The sequence below is a fragment of the Bradyrhizobium denitrificans genome (genome assembly GCF_013179005.1).
Lineage (GTDB): Bacteria > Pseudomonadota > Alphaproteobacteria > Rhizobiales > Xanthobacteraceae > Bradyrhizobium > Bradyrhizobium denitrificans.
This window is the reverse complement of the sequence record NZ_JABFDP010000001.1, coordinates 473,735-491,180: the sequence shown is the minus strand read 5'-3', so window position 1 is coordinate 491,180 and position 17,446 is coordinate 473,735. Positions and strand designations below refer to the sequence as shown.

The 17,446-nt window shown below is 64.9% G+C and carries 5 protein-coding genes; all 5 read right to left on the bottom strand.

What is annotated here, in order from left to right:
* A partial coding sequence (locus tag HL671_RS02045; RefSeq protein ID WP_172235441.1) for a non-ribosomal peptide synthetase occupies nucleotides 1–4,984 on the bottom strand: 4,984 nt, incomplete at its 3' end.
* A 2-nt stretch (nucleotides 4,985–4,986) separates the two neighbouring features.
* A complete protein-coding gene (locus HL671_RS02040) occupies nucleotides 4,987–14,694 on the bottom strand; it encodes a non-ribosomal peptide synthetase (RefSeq protein ID WP_172235440.1) in 9,708 nt (3,235 codons plus the stop codon).
* A 55-nt stretch (nucleotides 14,695–14,749) separates the two neighbouring features.
* Nucleotides 14,750–15,712, bottom strand: a complete 963-nt coding sequence (locus HL671_RS02035) for a TauD/TfdA family dioxygenase (RefSeq protein ID WP_172235439.1) — start codon at nucleotides 15,710–15,712, stop codon at nucleotides 14,750–14,752.
* Between the two features lie 83 nt (nucleotides 15,713–15,795).
* On the bottom strand, nucleotides 15,796–16,524 hold the full coding sequence (locus HL671_RS02030; RefSeq protein WP_210263712.1) for a thioesterase II family protein: 729 nt from the start codon (nucleotides 16,522–16,524) through the stop codon (nucleotides 15,796–15,798).
* Nucleotides 16,525–16,543: 19 nt separating this feature from the next.
* Complete coding sequence (locus tag HL671_RS02025; RefSeq protein WP_012041381.1) at nucleotides 16,544–16,774, bottom strand: MbtH family protein; 231 nt, start codon at nucleotides 16,772–16,774, stop codon at nucleotides 16,544–16,546.
* Between the last annotated feature and the right edge of the window lie 672 nt (nucleotides 16,775–17,446).

Here is a 17,446-nt window from a genome sequence, read left to right as displayed (position 1 = left end):
AGGCTCCGCCGGCCTTGAGCACCGCGAGCAGCGCCACCATCGTCGTGATGCTGCGCTCCAGCGCCAGGCCGACCACGACATCCGTCCCGATCCCGTGGGTCCTGAGGCGGGATGCCAGCCGGTTTGCCCGCGCGTTCAGTTCGCCATAGTTGATCGTCTCGTCGCCATGGATCAGCGCGATTGCATCGCCCCTGCGGGCCGCCTGCGCCTCGAATTGGCGGGGCACGCATGGTCGGTCCAGAGCCTTGGCCGTCGCATTCCAGGCCTCGAGCAGTTGCGCACGGTCTCCCGCCGGGATCACGTCCACCCGACAAACCGGCATGTGCGGATCGGTTTCGAGCGCCGATACGAGTTGGTCGAGACATCGCTGCATCATCGCGCAGATCCGGTGCGGCGTGACAGCCGCGGCGGTCTGGGCCGTTAGGCGCAATGCGTCGCCGTCGTCATCGACTGCAAGCATCAAGGGATAGTTCGTACGCTCCTCCGCGCCGAGCCATTCAACCGCATGCAACGGGCTGTCCAATACCGCTTCCGGCTCCCGCTTCCGGCTATGGCGATAATTCAGGATCGCCGAGAACAGCGGTGCCGGCGGCGCGACGCCGCTGCATCGCTGCGCCATGGCCAATGACGCGTGTTCATGCATCGTCAGCTCGGCCAGGCGAGCATGCGCCACGCGCACGCTCGTCTCGACAGAAGTCTCGTCGAGATCGAGCCGTAGCGGTAGCGTGTTGATGAACAGACCCAAACTGCGGTCGAGCCCGGCGCCGGTCTGCATGCGCCCGAACAGGACCGTGCCAAACACGATCTGCTCACGCCCACTGCTCCGTGCGAGCACCTGCGCCCAGGCGAGGTGACACAGGCTGGCAAGACTCACGCCGAGGCGTCGCGCCTGAGTACGGGCACGCGCATCAAGCGCCGACGGGATTGCCAGCTTCGCTTCGCGAACGCTGTCGCCGTCGCTACGTACATCCAACAGGCCGAACGGCGCTGTCGGCGCGTCGATATCAGCCAGCATGCCGCGGAAGAAGCGCTGCTCGGCGTCCCGCCTCGCAGCATCGCGGCTTCGGGCCACGAGATTGCGGAACGGCGTCGGAGCGGGCAGGAGATGCGCACAACCCGACATCATGGCCTCCACCTCGCGATGAATAGCCTCCAACGTCGCGTGATCGCCGATCATGTGGTGCAGCAGAACCAGCAGCAGCATGCGCTCGCCTGCCGGATCGCGGGCCACGGCAAACCTCAGCAGCGGCGCCTTGGACAGATCGATCCGGGACGATCTCGGATCGAACCGCTTGGCGAGTTCCAGATGCGCCGGCCCGTGACCATCGAGCGCGACCTCTGTGACCTCAATCTGCGCCCGCCGCCAGACCACCTGAACGGGGACGGATGGGCCGTCCCAAACGATCGATGTACGCAGCACATCGTGCCGGTCGATCACCTGCTGGACGGCAGCCAGATAGCGATCGAGCAGATCGCGGCTCGGAAACGCCATCTGCGCGACGAGCACGTAAGGATCCCCCTCCGTCGCCAGCAGATGATGAAACATGATGCCTTCCTGCAGCGGCGACAGCGCGTAGATGTCCTGGATGTTGGCGACACCTCCGGGCACCTGATCGACCACTCGATCGATTTCGGACTGGTTCAGCGCGATCAGCGGCAGCATCTCCGGCGTGATGGTCGTCGTCCGTTCCGTGATCAGATTCTCCGGAATGGCCACCTCGTCGAGGCGATGCAGGCTCGCCGCAAGCTCGTGCAACACCGGCTTGACGAACACGGTCCGCGCGTTCGTCGTGAAGCCACGGCGCTGCAGACGGTCCAGCAAGCGGACGATCAGCAGCGATTGACCGCCAAGCTCGAAGAAGTGATCGTTCCGCCCGATGCGATCGATGCCGAGAAGCTCGCTCCATATGGCGGCAAGCTCGAACTCGCGCTCTCCTTGCGGCGCTGCATAAGCGCGGCGCGAGAAAGCGCCGTCATCCGGGGCGGGCAACGCGTTGCGGTCGACCTTGCCGTTCGGCGTCAGCGGAAGCGCAGGCAGACACAGGATGGCGGAGGGCACCATGTAGTCTGGCAGGCAGGCCTGTAGATGCGCCCGCAATTGCGCGCTCCAGGGGCCGACGGCGCCGACGCCCTCGGCCGGCACCACATAGGCGGTGAGCGTGGTGTCGCCATGCGTCGTGCGTCGCGCCAGCACAGCGGAATCCCTTACGCCGTCGAGCGCCGCCAAGCGCGCCTCGATCTCACCGAGCTCGATGCGGAAGCCGCGGATCTTGACCTGATGATCGTTGCGACCGAGGAACTCGATGTCGCCATCGGGGCGGTAGCGCCCGAGATCGCCGGTGCGGTACATCCGCGCATCTTCGCCCGACGCGAATGGGTCCGTGGCGAAGCGTTCCGCCGTGAGATCAACCCGGTTGAGATAGCCGCGCGCAACCCCTGCTCCACCGATCCAGATCTCGCCGACCGCGCCACGTGGCACCGGCCCCCCCAGATCGTCGAGCAGATAGATGCGCGCATTGGCGATCGGTCTTCCGATCGGAACGGCCCCATCGACAAAGCCAGCGGGGCGACGCCATGCGGTGGCGCAGACGGTGGCTTCGGTCGGCCCGTAGGCATTGAACACGGCGACGCTGAGCGGCAACGCCGCGATGAGTTCCGCCTTTGGCAATTCGCCGGCAAGCACCAAGGTCTCCAGGACGGCCAGACGTTCCAGGTCCGGCCGGCCCTGCAGCATCGCAGGCGGCAGCGTGGCATGCGTGATGCGATGATCCGCGAAATAGTCGAACAGCACCGAGGCATCGCGGTGTGCGTCGCCGCCGATCAGATGCAACTCGGCACCCGAACACAACGCCATGACGATGTCCCAGACGCTTGCATCGAAGCTGAACGACGCGAATTGTACGACACGGCTGTCGCGCTTGATTTCGAAGAGCGCGATCTGGGCCAGCGCAAGATTCACCAGGCCGCGGTGTTCGATCATCACACCCTTCGGCTTGCCCGTGGAGCCGGAGGTATAGATGACGTAGGCGAGATGGCGCGGCGTCAGGCCGGCAATCACGGGCGCGACGTCGGGCATATCATGCCATTTCGGCGCATGTCTCTTCACGTCAAGGACAGGGCACGCGACATCGCCGAGCTTCGCGGCGCCGTCGTTGTCGCACAACAGCAGCACAGGTTCAGCGTCGGCCAGGATCTCACGCAGCCGCTGTGCCGGGTACACCGGGTCGAGCGGCAGATAGGCAGCTCCTGCCTTGAGAACCGCGAGCAGGCTGACGATCGCGTCGATACCGCGCTGCTGACAGATTGCCACCAGGCGATCGGGAGCCGCACCGTGCTCGAGCAGATGATGAGCCAAGCGATTGGCTCTCGTATCGAGCTCGCGATAGGTCAATCGGACGCCGTCATGCACCAGCGCCACAGCGGCCGGCCATCGATGGACCTGGTCAGCAATCAGGTCCTGGATGCAGCGTTCGGGCGGCGTGAACAAATCCGTCCGGTTCCAATGGTCGAGGAGCATTGACCGCTCCTCGCCGGACAGCAGCTCAATCGCCTGCACCGACTGACCGACATCGGTGACCATGGCCCGCAGCGCCGCCATCAGGTAGTTGCGCTGCCGCAGCACGGTCGCTTCATCGAACAGGGCCGTCGCGTAGTTCAGCCGTCCGGAGATACCGCCGGCGGTCTCGCTGAGATCGAGCTCGAGATCGAACTTGATCTGCCGCGGCTCCGCGGCCAGGCGCACGACATCGATGCCGGGAAGCGCCAGCTCGCCAACGTCGTTGCTCTGCCACGCAAACACGACCTGGAAGATGGGCGTATGATCCGGATTTCGCGGCGGCTGCAGCGCTTCGACAAGATGTTCGAAGGGCAGGTCCTGATGGTCTTGCGCCGCAAGCACTGCCTTCTTCACACGCTCGACCAGCTCCGCCACGCTCGGCGCCTCCGTCAGATCGAGGCGCACGGCCAGCATGTTGGCGAAGAAGCCGACCAGCCCCTCCAGCTGAGCCACCGTCCGGTTTGCCGTGGGCGTGCCGATCACGAGATCAAGCTGGCCGGCGAGCCGAGACAGCACGATGGCCCATGCCGAGAGCACGATCACGAACGGTGTGGCGCCGAGCATGCGGCCGAGCTGCCGAATCGCACCTGACAGCTCACCGCCGATCTCCACGGGCACCGCAGCGCCGGCGATCGATCTCGGCACCGTTCGCGGACGATCCGTCGGCAACGTCAGCATCGGCGGCGCCCCGGCCAGGGCGCCCGTCCAATGATCCAGCTGGCGCTTCAGCTTCTGCTGCGTCAGCGCCTTGCGCTGCCATGCGGCGAAGTCCGGATATTGGAGCGCGAGCGGCGGCAGGGGATCGCCTTCACCCGCGGCGAAGGCCGTATACAGCGCCGAAAGCTCACGCACGATCACGCCCATCGACCAGCCGTCCGAGACGATGTGGTGCAGGCTGAGCAGCGCGGCATGCACGTCATCATCAAGGCGGATCAGATGACTGCGGATCAGCGGTCCGCAGGCAAGATCGAACGGCTCGCCCCGGCATTCTTCGAGCAGCTCGCGGAAGCGCTGTTCGCGATCCGGCCGGGCACGGAGATCATGCCACGAGAGCGGCACCACCGTGTCCGGCGGCAGCAATTGGACCTGCGGCTCGCCATGCTCGGCAATGAAGATCGTGCGCAGCGCCTCATGACGTCCGAGCAGGCGATCGAGACTGCGACGCCAGGCGGCGAGATCGAGTTCTCCCTGCAGCCGCAACACGACATCCAGGTGATAGTTCGTACTCACGCCATCAAGCTGCGAGACGAGCCACAATTGCTGCTGCGCAAAGGACAGCGGCAGCTTGCCCGCGCGATCGATGATCGGGATCGCACCGGGATGCCGCCTGCCCGCCTTGCGGCTTCGCTCCCTGGCAGCAAGCGCCAGACGCTGCAGCGCCTCCGAGTCGAGATCCGTCAGGTTGGGCTCGGCTGATTGTCGTTTCATCGCTACTCTGCCTCGATCAGCTCTTGGAGCTCGCGCGCCTCGAATTCCTCCTCAATCAGCCTGATCGAGACGGCGCGGGCGAATTCCGCCAGCTCCGGGCGGGCGAACAGCTCGGACAATGGCGGCGCGACGCCGAACTCCTGCGAGACGCGGCTGATCAGCCGCACGGCCAGCAGCGAATGCCCGCCCAGCTCGAAGAAGCGGTCGCTGCGGCTCACACGCTCGACGGCGAGCAGCTCCGCCCAGATCCGGGCAAGAGTGACCTCGATCTCGCCAACAGGAGCCTCATGCACCTGCTCGACAGGGCCGCCTTGAGACGGCGGCGGCAACCTGCGCCTGTCGATCTTGCCGTTGGGCGTGAGCGGCAGTTGCGGCAATATGATCAACCGCCACGGCACCATGTAGTCTGGCAGCACCGCGATGAGGGCCGAGCGCAGGCTTGCAGCATCGAGCGCTTCATCGCCGCTGACATAGCCGATCAAATTCAGGCCGCCGCCGATCTCCCGCGCCACCACGACACTGTCGCGTACGCCGGGCTGCGCCCGGAGATGCGCTTCGATTTCGCCGAGCTCGATCCGGCGGCCTCGAATCTTCACCTGATGGTCGGCGCGACCGACATAATCGAGCACGCCATCGGCACGCCAGCGCGCCAGATCACCGGTACGGTATAGCCGCGCACCGGCCGGCCCAAACGGATCCGGGACGAAGCGCTCGGCGCTCAGCCCTGCACGGCGCCAATAGCCACGCGCAAGTCCCGCGCCGCCGATAAAGAGCTCGCCGGCCACGCCAATCGGCGCGAGATTGAAATGCGAGTCGAGCACATAGAACGTCGTATTGCCGACCGGCCCACCCAGCACAGGCGACCGATTGTTCGCGTCAAGCCGACGGCGCGCGGACCAGACCGTGGTCTCGGTCGGCCCATACAGGTTCCAGACATCGTGGCTCAGCTCCGTCAGCCGCGCGGCCAGGTCGGGCGCTAGCGCCTCGCCACCACTCAGCACGCGGCAGCCGTCGGGAAGCCACACGTCACCGTCCTCATGGTCAAGCAGCATGCGCCAGCTCGACGGCGTCGCCTGGACCATGGTCACACCATGTCTGACCATCATCGCCTTCAACGCCGCCGGATCATGCGCGGCGGCCCGATCGGCGAGCACGATGCGAGCCCCGCACGTCAATGGCAGCCACAGCTCCAGCACCGCGATATCGAACGACAGCGACGTCAGGCCTAGCGCGCAATCTGCGGACGCCATTCCCGGCTGCTCGGCCATCGTGGCCAGAAAATTCGCGACCGCGCCATGCCGCACCATCACGCCCTTGGGCAGCCCGGTCGAGCCCGAGGTGTAGATCAGATAAGCGAGATTCTCCGGATGCAGGCCAATGCCGAGATTGGCGGCTGAGCCAGCCTCTTGACCGGTCTGATCATCGAGCAGCCAGGCCTCGGCGCCGCCATCGGCCAGCGCTGCCGCAAATCGATCCTGAAGCGACGCTTGCGTCAGCAGCAGCTTCGTGCCGCTGTCGCGGAGCATGTGGACGAGACGGTCAGGCGGATAGTCGGGATCGAGCGGCAGATAAGCCCCTCCCGCCTTCAACACCGCAAGCAGCGCCACCAGCATGATCGGCGCGCGCTCCAGCGCAAGGCCGACCACCACGTCAGGACCGATCCCGCGCGCCCTCAGCCGCCGCGCCAACCGGTTTGATCGGGCATTCAGCTCAGCATAGCTCAGCCGGCGCTCGCCGCTGATGACGGCAACCGCATCGGGCGTTCGGGCCGCCTGAGCCTCGATCTGCGCCACGAGGTTCAGCGATCCCGGCGCGAGGGCGTCGCCATCCGCGCTCCCCCAACGCAGAACGCTTGCGAGCGTCTCCTCGCTGATCGCCTGCAGGCTGCCCATGACGCGCGAGGCATCGGCCGTGATCGCGATCAGCCAGTCGCGCATCGCAGCGCTCACCCATCGTGCTGCGTGCTCATCCAGCTGCGACCGATCATAGTTGAAGTCGAGCCGGAGACTTTCGCCGCTTTCGAAGACCGCGACCGCCATTGCATAGGTCGTCGGTGTCACATGCTCGACACGTCCGACCTGCGGCAAGGCATCGTTGCGATCCATCAGGGACTGGTCGATTGGATAGTTCTCGAACACCAGGATGCTATCGAACATCTGCCGGCCACCGAGCTCGGCGAGGCGCTGGATTTCGTGCAGCGGCATCCATTCATAGTCGCGGGCCGCCACGTTGCGCGCCTGCAGCGCGCGCAGCCAATCACCGATCGCCGCCTGCGGATGCGCCGTATCGACCAGCGGCAACGTGTTGATGAACAGCCCAATCCCGTGCTCCGCGTCGACAAGCTCTGCCGGGCGTCCGGCGACGGTGACACCGAAGCAAATGGTGGCCTGCCCGCAGAGCTGCCGCAGCACCTGCGCCCAGGCGCCCTGCAGCAGCGTATTCATGGTGACCCGCCGCTGCGCCGCGAACCGCTTGAGACGCGTCGCCAGCGCGCCGTCCAGGACCTGCGTCAGCCGTCCGTGTCCGATCGCCCGGCTGATTGGGCCCCTGGCGTGCAGCGCATCAGCGAGCAGCGTCGGCTCCGCGAGATCGTCCAGTGCCTCGCGCCAGAAATCAGCGGCCACGCTGCGGTCTTGCATCTGGAGCCAAGCGATGTAGTCGCGATATCGACCTTGTGACACAGCCGGCGTGCCGCGAGCCGCGCGCTTCAGGACCTCGGCCAGCAGCCGGGCCGAGCTCCAGCCATCGACCAGCAGGTGATGGTGCGTCCAAATCATCCAGAGCCGATCATGATCGAGCCGGATCAGACGCAGTCGCTGCAGCGGCGGTTGGGTGACGTCGAATCCAAGCGCTCGTTCGCGCTGCCCGGCTTCGGCCAACGCCGCGTCGAGATCCGCGCCCTCGCGCAATGAGGCCATCCGGCTGCGCCAATCGTCCTCGACGATCGGAACATCCAGCCGGCGATAGACGATCTGCTGAGCCGCCTCCGAAAGCTGCCAGACAAAGCCCGTCCGCAGCACTGCATGCTGCGCGCTCGCCGCTTGCCACGCCGCGCACAGCGCGGCCGGCGTGACACCACGCAGCTCCACCGCAAGCTGATTGACATAAGCGTCGTCCTGGCCATCGCGAAGCGCATGAAACAGCAGCCCCTGCTGCATCGGCGACAGCGGATAGATCTCTTCGATATTGCGAACGTCGCGCGCTGCACTAAGACGGTCGAGCGTCACCTGATCGAGATTCGCGAGCGGAACGTCGGAGGGCGTGAGGCAGCCCGCGCTCTGAACACAGTGATCCACGAGACCGCGCAGCGCTGCGCGATAGAGCTCGGCAACCCGCTCGATCGTCGCCCGCCGATAGCGGCGTCGGCCATAGCGGAAGGCAAGGCGGAGGCTGCCGTCGCGCACCTCGCCATTGATGGTGAGCCAGGCCCGCAACGGCGTGTCCGCCGCCCGCATCGCGCCGGGATCTTCCGCGCCGATCCGATACGCGGCCGCCGCGCCGAGGTCCTGATCGAACCGGCCGAGATAGTTGAAGATCACGCGCGGGTTTGGCGCCCGCGAGAGTGCCTCGCGATGCTCAGGCCTGCCGAGGTAGCGAAGGATCCCATAGCCGATTCCATGATCGGGAACGGCGCGCAGGGCTTCCTTCACTGTCTTGATGAGGGCTGCATCGGCGTCAGCACCGCCCTTCAGGCGGAACGGGAATGCGCTCGTGAGCCATCCCACCGTTCGCGTGATGTCGGCATCGGCAAAGATGTCCTCACGACCATGCCCCTCGAGTTCGATCGCAATATCGTCGCGGCCGCACCAGATCGCGACCGCACGTGCCAGCGCGGCGAGCAGCAGGTCGTTGATCCTGGTGCGGTAGGCTGCCGGCGCGGCCTCGAGAAGCTGCGCGGTCAACGCCGCGCCCACATCGAGCACCACCTCATCAGCATCGGCTTCGAGGTCGACGCCGCCATGGTCGTCATCGCAAGGCAGATCGCTCCCTTGGGACGTTGCCAGCCAGAACGGCAATTCGGCCGCTAGCCGTTCGGATGTCGCATATGCGTGCAGCCGCTTTGCCCAGGACGACGGCGAGTCGCTTTTCGGCAAGGTGACCGCCGCAGCTCCGGCCTCGAGCTGCTCGCAAGCCGAGACGATGTCCGCGAGCAGGATGCGCCAGGACACGCCATCCACAGCGAGGTGATGGATTGCGATCAGCAGACGCTGACTGCCATCGATGAGGTCACAGCCGACTGCGCGGAGCAAGGTTCCCGACGCCAGCGAGAGGCTGGCCTGCGCGGACGATGTGATGGCGCCTAGATCAGCCGGCTGGACCTCGCTTCGGGTCCACAGCAGATCGGAGGCTGCAGGCGGATCGGCAAGGGACGCCTGCCAAGTATCCGCCACTCGACGATACCGCATACGGAGCGCGTCGTGATGCAGGACGACCGCCATGAGCGCGGCCTGCAGCACGCTCCACCTGGTGCGATCTCGCGGTACGAGCATCACGGCCTGATTGAAGTGATCACGGCTGGGGATCTTCTCTGCAAAGAACCGCAATTGGATCGGCAGTAGCGCCGCAGCGTCGGAGTTCGCGACGCTGCGCGCTGCCGCCGACGCCGCCACAGCCGGCGCGGAGGTGGTCGCAACCACGCCGGCCAGGGCCGCGATCGTCTGCTGCGCAAAGACCTGCTTGGGTGTCAGGACCACGCCGCGTTTGCGCAGCCTTGCGATGATCTGCAGGCTGAGAATGGAATCGCCGCCGAGCTCGAAGAAATTGTCGTCGCGGCCGATACGGTCGCGACCCAGCACTTCGCGCCACACGGCGGCAATGGTCTGCTCGACCTCCCCGACCGGATCGGCATAGGATGTCGTGGCCTCGTCATCGGGCTGCGGAAGCGCAGCCCGGTCCAGCTTGCCGTTCGCGGTCAGCGGCAGGCGATCGAGAATGATCACGCGCGAAGGAACCATATAGTCCGGTACCAGCGCAGTCATTTGCGCCCGCAGGATGTCCGGCGAGAGCTCCGTGCCCGTCTCCACGACGCAATAGGCCACCAGCTCGAGCCGATCCTGCTCGACGTCGCTCGCACGGGTCACAACGGCTGCATCGACCACGCGACTGAGCGAGGTCATCACCCGCGCGATCTCGGTCGGCTCGACGCGGTAGCCACGGAGCTTGACCTGGTCATCGCGCCGGCCGAGGAACACGATCCGTCCAAGTCGGTCGCACCGTACGCGATCGCCGGTGCGATAGAGGCGCTCGCCGGGTGGTCCGAAAGGATCCGGAACGAAGCGTTCGGCGGTCTGCCCCGGCGCCCCGCAATAGCCTCGCGCAACGCCCGAGCCACCGACATAGAGCTCGCCTGCGACCCCGCATGGCACCACACTCAACGCATCGTCGAGCACATAAGCGCGCAGGTTCGCCACGGGCAGGCCGATCGGCACGATATCGCCGTCAGTGATCCCTGCCCATTCATGGGTCGCGATTCCCACGGTGGTTTCGGTCGGGCCGTAATGATTGACGATCCGGCATTGCGGTCGCAGCTGGCGCACGTCTGCGAGCAGCCGCGGATCGCTAGGCTCACCACCGAGCACAAGCACATCCCGCGGCAGCACGTCCTCCGAACGGCGCGCTTGCAACAGACCGCGCAGATGACTCGGAACGATCTTGAGGATGTCGACGCTCCCCTCGCGCATGGCCTGTGCGAAGGCGTCGGCATCGAATGCGGCATCAGCGGGCAGCAGGTTCAGGGTCGCGCCGCTGGCAAGCGCACCGAACAGGACGGTGTGACCAAGGTCGGCGGCGACGGTCGAAACCATCGCCATATTGGTATCTGCCTCAGGCCGCAACCGCGTCAGCACCGCCTGCACGTAGTTCGCCAGTGCGCCGTGCGACACCGCGACGCCCTTCGGCGCGCCGGTCGAGCCGGAGGTGTAGATGATGTAGGCGGTCTGGGCCGAATGATTGGCATGCGGCACGAATCGGTCGGAGATGTCGTGATCGCGCCATTCGGCATCGAGCACGAGACATCCCAACTCCTGCGCTGCTGCGAGGCGGTCGCCGGTCGCGATCAGTAGGCGGATCTTTCCGTCTTCGAGGATGCGCCGCGCGCGGGCGACAGGCCAAGCCGGATCGAGCGGGACATAAGCGCCGCCCGCCTTCAATACCCCGAGCAGCGCCGCGACGAATGCCGGGGACCGCTCGATCCACAGTGCGACGGGTACTTCGCGCCCGACGCCGCGCGCCGCCAGCCGATACGCAATCTGATCCGACCAGCGCTGCAGCTCGGCAAATGTGACACTGGCCCGTCCTTGCCGCAGAGCGACCTTGGCGCCACGACCCGCAGCCGCCGCCTCGATCAGCGCAACGATGTCCGTCAGCGGGAACGTCCGAACCTCCTGCGCCACCGCCTGACGAAGCTGAGGTGCAAGAGCGAAGTCGGTCAGCGGGCGTTCGACGCCGTCTGCGATCTGCTCCAGGAATTCGACGAATTGGGCGCCCATCCGCTCGATGGTGAGCCTGTCGAACAGATCGGTTGCGTAATTGAGGCTGGCCGCCATACCCGCGGCGCCATCGAGGACATCGAGCGCGAGATCGAAATGCGAGCCGACCAGATCCATGATGTGGGTTTCGGCGCGCAGGCCGTCGGCCGCCGCGAATCCTCTCGGCTCCGCCATGTAGTTGAACTTGACCTGGAACAGTGGATTATGTCCGCCCAACCGCACGGGATTCAGCGTTTCAACAAGTCTGTCGAACGGCAGGTCCTGATGCGCGAGCGCCGCAATGACTTCGGCCTTCGCCTGGTTCAGCAGATCGCCGAAGCTCATATCGTCAGCCACGTCGGCGCACAGCACCAGCGTGTTGACGAAGCAGCCGATCAGGGCGTCAAGTTCGGTCTGCCGGCGGCCGGCGACCGGCACGCCGACCCGCAGAACGGACTGGCCCGAGTAGCGGAACAACAGCAGCTGATAGGCGGCAAGCAGCAGCATGAACATGCTGACGCTTTGCTCACCGGCACGCCGACGCAGCTTCCGCGCCAGGTCCGCCCCGATCTCGAGGTGAATGGTGTCACCACGATAACTCTGAACCGGCGGACGCTGCCGATCGAACGGGAGCGCCAGCGGTTCCTGCGTCTCACCGAGCCGCTCGCGCCAATAGGCGATCTGCCGATCGGCCTCTGGACTCGTCAGCCAAGCCCGTTGCCATGCCGCGTAGTCGGCATACTGGACGACGAGCGGCGGCAGTGACGCTGGAGATTGCTGCCCATGCGAGCCATAGATGCTCGAGAGTTCGTTCAGCAGCACATTGAGTGACAGACCATCGGCCACGATGTGATGCGCCGAGAGCAGCAGTTCGTGCCGATCGTCGGCCAATTGCACCAGAACGGCGCGCAGCAGCGGCCCATTGACGAGATCGAACGGCCTCGCCAGCTCACTCTGGATTCGCGCTGCGGCCCGCATCGCACGATCTGCCGCCGAGCAACGCCGAAGATCCTCGACGGCGACGAGCACCTCCTGGACGTCATGAATCACTTGCGCCGCTCGGCCATCGTGGGACGCAAAGGTGGTGCGAAGCGGTTCGTGGCGCGCGACGATGTCGTTCAGAGCGCGCACCAGTCGAGCCTGATCGAGTGCGCCTTCGAACATGACCGTACAGGCGATGGTGTAGGCCGTGCTGGCAGGGTCCATGCTCCAAAGGAACCAGAGCCGCTCCTGTGCAGGCGACAGCAGCACGCGCGCGTCCGGCGCTGCGGTGCGCAGCGGAGGCACGGCGTCAGCCACACGGTCCGCGGCATCGATCGAGGCGGCCAGAGCACCGAGCGTGGGCGCATCAAAAAAGCTGCGCAGATCAAGATCGACATGCAGGCGCTCACGCACCCGTCCGGCAATTTGCACAGCGGTAATCGAGTTGCCGCCAAGCACGAAGAAGTCATCCTCGCGGCTGACTTTCGCAAGGCGAAGCACATCCTGCCAGATCAGTGCAAGACTGCGCTCGGTTTCTGTGAGCGGATCCGGCGCCGGCCGTTCGGCGGTCTCTTGCCCCCGTGCGAACACCTTGAAACTGTCGAGCGTCCCCTGCATCCAGCCCGCGCGACAGGCGGAGCGCTGCAGCTTGCCGCTGGTGGTCAGCGGCATGCCCTGCGGATTGAGCAGCACGACAACCGCGGGATATTCCTGGGTCTGCCGCATGACCGCATCGCCGACGGCCTTGATCAAGGCGTCAGATGGCGTCCGCCGCAGCACGGCTCTGCTGAACTCCGCGGCGATGCCGATGCCTTCCGCACCGTCAATCTCGACCGGGAAGGCCGCGACGCGGCCCTTCCGAACCTGGGACACCTCGGTCTCGACGGCCTGTTCGAGGTCGAACGGATAGATGTTCTGACCACGAACGATCAGCAGATCCTTGAGCCGCCCCGTCACGACCAGCGCGCCATCGCGGAGAAAGCCGAGGTCGCCTGTGCGCAGCCAGCGCGAGCCGCCTCTGTTTACAAATGTCTGTTGCGTCGCCTGTGCGTTGTTCCAATAGCCGTTGGCCACGCTCGGGCCAGCGACCCAGATCTCGCCGATCTCGTCCGCATCGGCCTCACCCGAGCCATCCGGCCGCATGATCCGCACGACGTGATGTTCGGCTGCGACGCCACACGCCATCAGTGCGGAGCCCTCATCGGCATCGGCGACACGCCCCTGAGCAAGCGCGTTCGGCTCGAGTGTGTGGCACACAGCCCTGCTTGCACGCTCGCCTGCTGTGACCAACAGGGTCGCCTCCGCGAGTCCATAGCACGGCGTCAGCGCGCGCTGATCGAATCCTGTGGGACGGAAGCGCTCAGCGAACCGTTCGAGCGTCGCACGCCGCACGAATTCCGAGCCGGAGAATGCAAAGCGCCAGCGGCTGAGATCAAGGCGCGAAATCGCTTCGTCGGAGATCCGTTCCGCGCAGAGTGCAAAAGCAAAGTCCGGTCCGCCACTGACCGTGCCGCCATGCCGATCAATCGCATCGAGCCAGCGGCGCGGCTGCTCCAGGAAGTTGCGCGGCGACATCAACACTGCCGAGTAGCCCGTGAAGAGCGGACTCAGCAATCCGCCCATCAGACCCATGTCATGGTAGAGCGGCAGCCAGCTGACGAAGACGTCGTCTGCCGTCACCCCCGTCGCGGCCTCGATCGCGAGCTCGTTGGCGACGAGGTTCCGGTGTGTGACGCAAACGCCTTTCGGTTGCGACGTCGATCCTGACGTATATTGAAGGAATGCGATCGCATCGCCTCGCGGCCCGGTCTCGTGCCAGGACGCCGCACCTTCCACCGGGATGGCATCGACGGCGAGAACATGAGGGACGAGGCGGCCGAACGAGGCAGGGATCTTGTCGCGCAGGCCCGCCGCGGTGAGGATGAAGCGGGGCGCCGCGTCGCGCAGGATGCCATCGAGGCGAGCCGTATGGCGCTCCTTGCCGCTTTCCGGCGGATAGGCAGGCACGGCAATCACGCCGGCGTAGAGGCACGCATAAAAGGCCACGGCGTAGTCGAGGCCGCTCGGCAGCAGAATGACGGCGCGTTCTCCGGCGCCACCGAAATCCTGCAGCCGTGCGGCCAGGGCACGCACACGCCGGTCGAGATCAGCGAACGTCAACTCTCCAACGACAGTCTCGCCCTCGATGAAGCGCAGCGCCACACGGTCGGCTCGCAGCGTAGCGTGCTCACGCAGTCGTTCGACGAGAGTTTCTGGGAACATGTTGCAGATATCCGCTAACGGCGTGGCATTCGATCAGTGGTCTGGACGGCTGGGATCACTGCAGCCCGTAGGCTTGTGCCATCGCGACGATGACCCGGCGCGGCCCCTTGAACGGCTCGCGGGCATGCGCCGTCAGCATGTTGTCGAGCATCACGACGTCGCCCGCTTGCCAGGGAAAGATGATCTTATGGCGGTCGAGCACATCGCGGACAGCAGCGAGCGTCTCATCCTCGATCGGCGAGCCATCGCCATAGAAGGCGTTGCGGGGCAGTTCGAGCGGATCGCTCACAATGTCGAGCAGGCTTTCGCGCACCTCGGGTGCAAGACTGGAGACATGGAAGAGATGCGCCTGATTGAACCAGACCTTGTCCCCCGTGAAGGGATGCACAGCGGTGCCCTGGCAAACCTGGCGTGTGCGCAGCTCATCGCCGTCCTTCCATTCGCAGGCGATCGCATGAGCCGCACAATACGCCTCGACTTCGGCCTTCGATTGCGCGCCGAACACGTCTCGCCAGTCTACGTCGAGGCCGCTGCCATAGTTGCGGACATACATGACGCCCTTCTCGGCAAATCGGCTCCGGATCGCGGCAGGCATGTCGCGGTAGATGAGCCGGCTGTCGGCGATCGGCGTCTCGCCGCCCTGCTGAGCTGGCTGTTCGCAATAGAACCAAATCTTCAACGGCCAATCGCGCGTGTAGGCCTGCTCATTGTGCAGGGGAATGCTTTGATGCGGCGGATATTCTGTCGACGTGTAGACGCCAGAGCTCACTTGCGTGCGCGGCGTCGAACCGAATTCATAGCTGAGCAGCGGATGACCAAAGCTGGCGGCGAAGCTCCTGAATGCTTCGGCGCCGTCGAGATGAAAGTCGCGAAACAGAATCCCGCCGCTGGCCTGGAGCTGCCTCTCGATTATGCCCCGCAGCTCACTGACGGCATCCGTCAGTGACTGCTGCTTGCGGCTGGCACGCAAAAGAAACGGAAGCGCCTCACTATCAATTTTAGGTTGCATTGCGAACATGAATCCTCCCTGCTTTCCACCTCGACCGCGCCATCACCCTGCCTTCAAGAAGCCAATGCAGCCAGCCTCCCTGCCCCGGCCCGCTACGGCTCCGCGCCGACAGCAGCAGGCTGGCGCCGGCTTTGGCGTGCCAACAGTGCGGCGATGCGGCTCACCAATTCGGCCTGCCGCGCATGAATGAAGAAATGATCGCCTGCCAGCACGTCGAGCCTGAACGACGCCGATGTCTCGTCGCGCCAGGCATCGAGCGCCTCCCGGCGCGTCTCGTCCCGATCACCGCCGAAAACCTGTATCGGACAGGGCAAGCGCTTCCGCTGTTGCGGGACGTAGTTGCCGCACATCAGGAAGTCGGCCCGCAGAATCGGCAGAGCGTGACGCATGATCTCCGGGCTTTCCAGAGCTTCCGACGGCGTGCCCTTCAATCTCGACAACTCGCCGCGAAGCGCATCATGGTCGAGCGGTTCCTGCCAACGGCTCCCGTCACGCATCGCCGGCGCCTCCGTTCCAGATACGAGCAAGATCTGCGGACTGGGCGCGCCGCGCGCAAGCAATCCGTGCGCGACCTCGAAGGCAATCAACCCACCGAGACTATGCCCGAACAACGCATAAGGCGATCGCCACGCTGTCCCGATCAACTCAGTTGCAAGCTGATCCGCGAGTCCGGCCATTTCCGTGTGCAGAGGCTCATCCATTCGCGCGCCACGGCCAGGCAACTCCAGGGGCACCACCTCGATCCATGACGGAAGAAGGCGTCTCCAGCGCGCATAGATCATGGCGCTGCCTCCCGCGTAAGGCAAACAGATGAGCCGCATCGGTGCCAGCCCCTTGGATCTAGGATTGAGCCGGCGTCTGGGGGCTTTCCTGCATGAACTTGCGCAGCGACAACGGTCGCATGTCCGTCCAGACCCGCTCGATATGATCCAGACATTCCTTCTTGCTGCCGGTCACACCGACCGCATTCCACCCGCTCGGAATGTCCTTGAATGTCGGCCAGATCGAATATTGCTCTTCGTGATTCACGACGACGGTGAAGGTGACATCGTCCCTGTCGAAGACCATCATGCCCGGCTACTCCTACTAACAAGCGATAGCGATGAGCTACGAGTAATGCAGCTGAGAATGACAGTCAAAAGGATACCGCCCTCTCAAGTTTTTAATCTCTCCAAGGTAACGCTGCGCCGACGACACAACATCAGGATGCGTTACAGTTTGAACGTGTTTCGACCTTTGATAGGTCGACCAAGACCACTCGTGATCCACAGACGAAGTGTCGATATGATCTCGCAGTTGAATGCGACTGAACTCCGACGACGCCCAAAGCGAGCACAAACGAGCTCGCAAGGCTCAACGAGATCGTTACCCCACCGCCGCCATCGATCGCGCAGCAACCCCTTCGGACATCGCGATCATCCCAAGCTCCAGCTCTCGGTACGTGGGCGCTCCTAACACACGAGCATTCCGGGATGACGACACGACGGCTAGAACTCGTCTAACAAGCACCAGGCCGGACGACGACTCCGGACGAGCATGTTGGTAATACAGCGATTTCTCTTCGTAGATACTTCTTCGACGCTTTCCAAACAAGCGCGCCAACAGCGACGGCATCGTTTCCGCCCTTGAAAGCGCCGCAAAGCAGACGCGCACCGTCATGCAACTCGGCAGCACGCGCCTAACCCCGAAGACGTCAGGACATCGCCTTGCTAAGCAACCACAACTTATCAGTTTGCATATCTT

Bases quoted from the DNA above. Each gene is read 5' to 3' on its own strand.
- HL671_RS02035 (WP_172235439.1), bottom strand. From the start codon at position 15,712: ATGTTCGCAATGCAACCTAAAATTGATAGTGAGGCGCTTCCGTTTCTT.
- HL671_RS02030 (WP_210263712.1), bottom strand. From the start codon at position 16,524: ATGCGGCTCATCTGTTTGCCTTACGCGGGAGGCAGCGCCATGATCTAT.
- HL671_RS02040 (WP_172235440.1), bottom strand. From the start codon at position 14,694: ATGTTCCCAGAAACTCTCGTCGAACGACTGCGTGAGCACGCTACGCTG.
- HL671_RS02025 (WP_012041381.1), bottom strand. From the start codon at position 16,774: ATGATGGTCTTCGACAGGGACGATGTCACCTTCACCGTCGTCGTGAAT.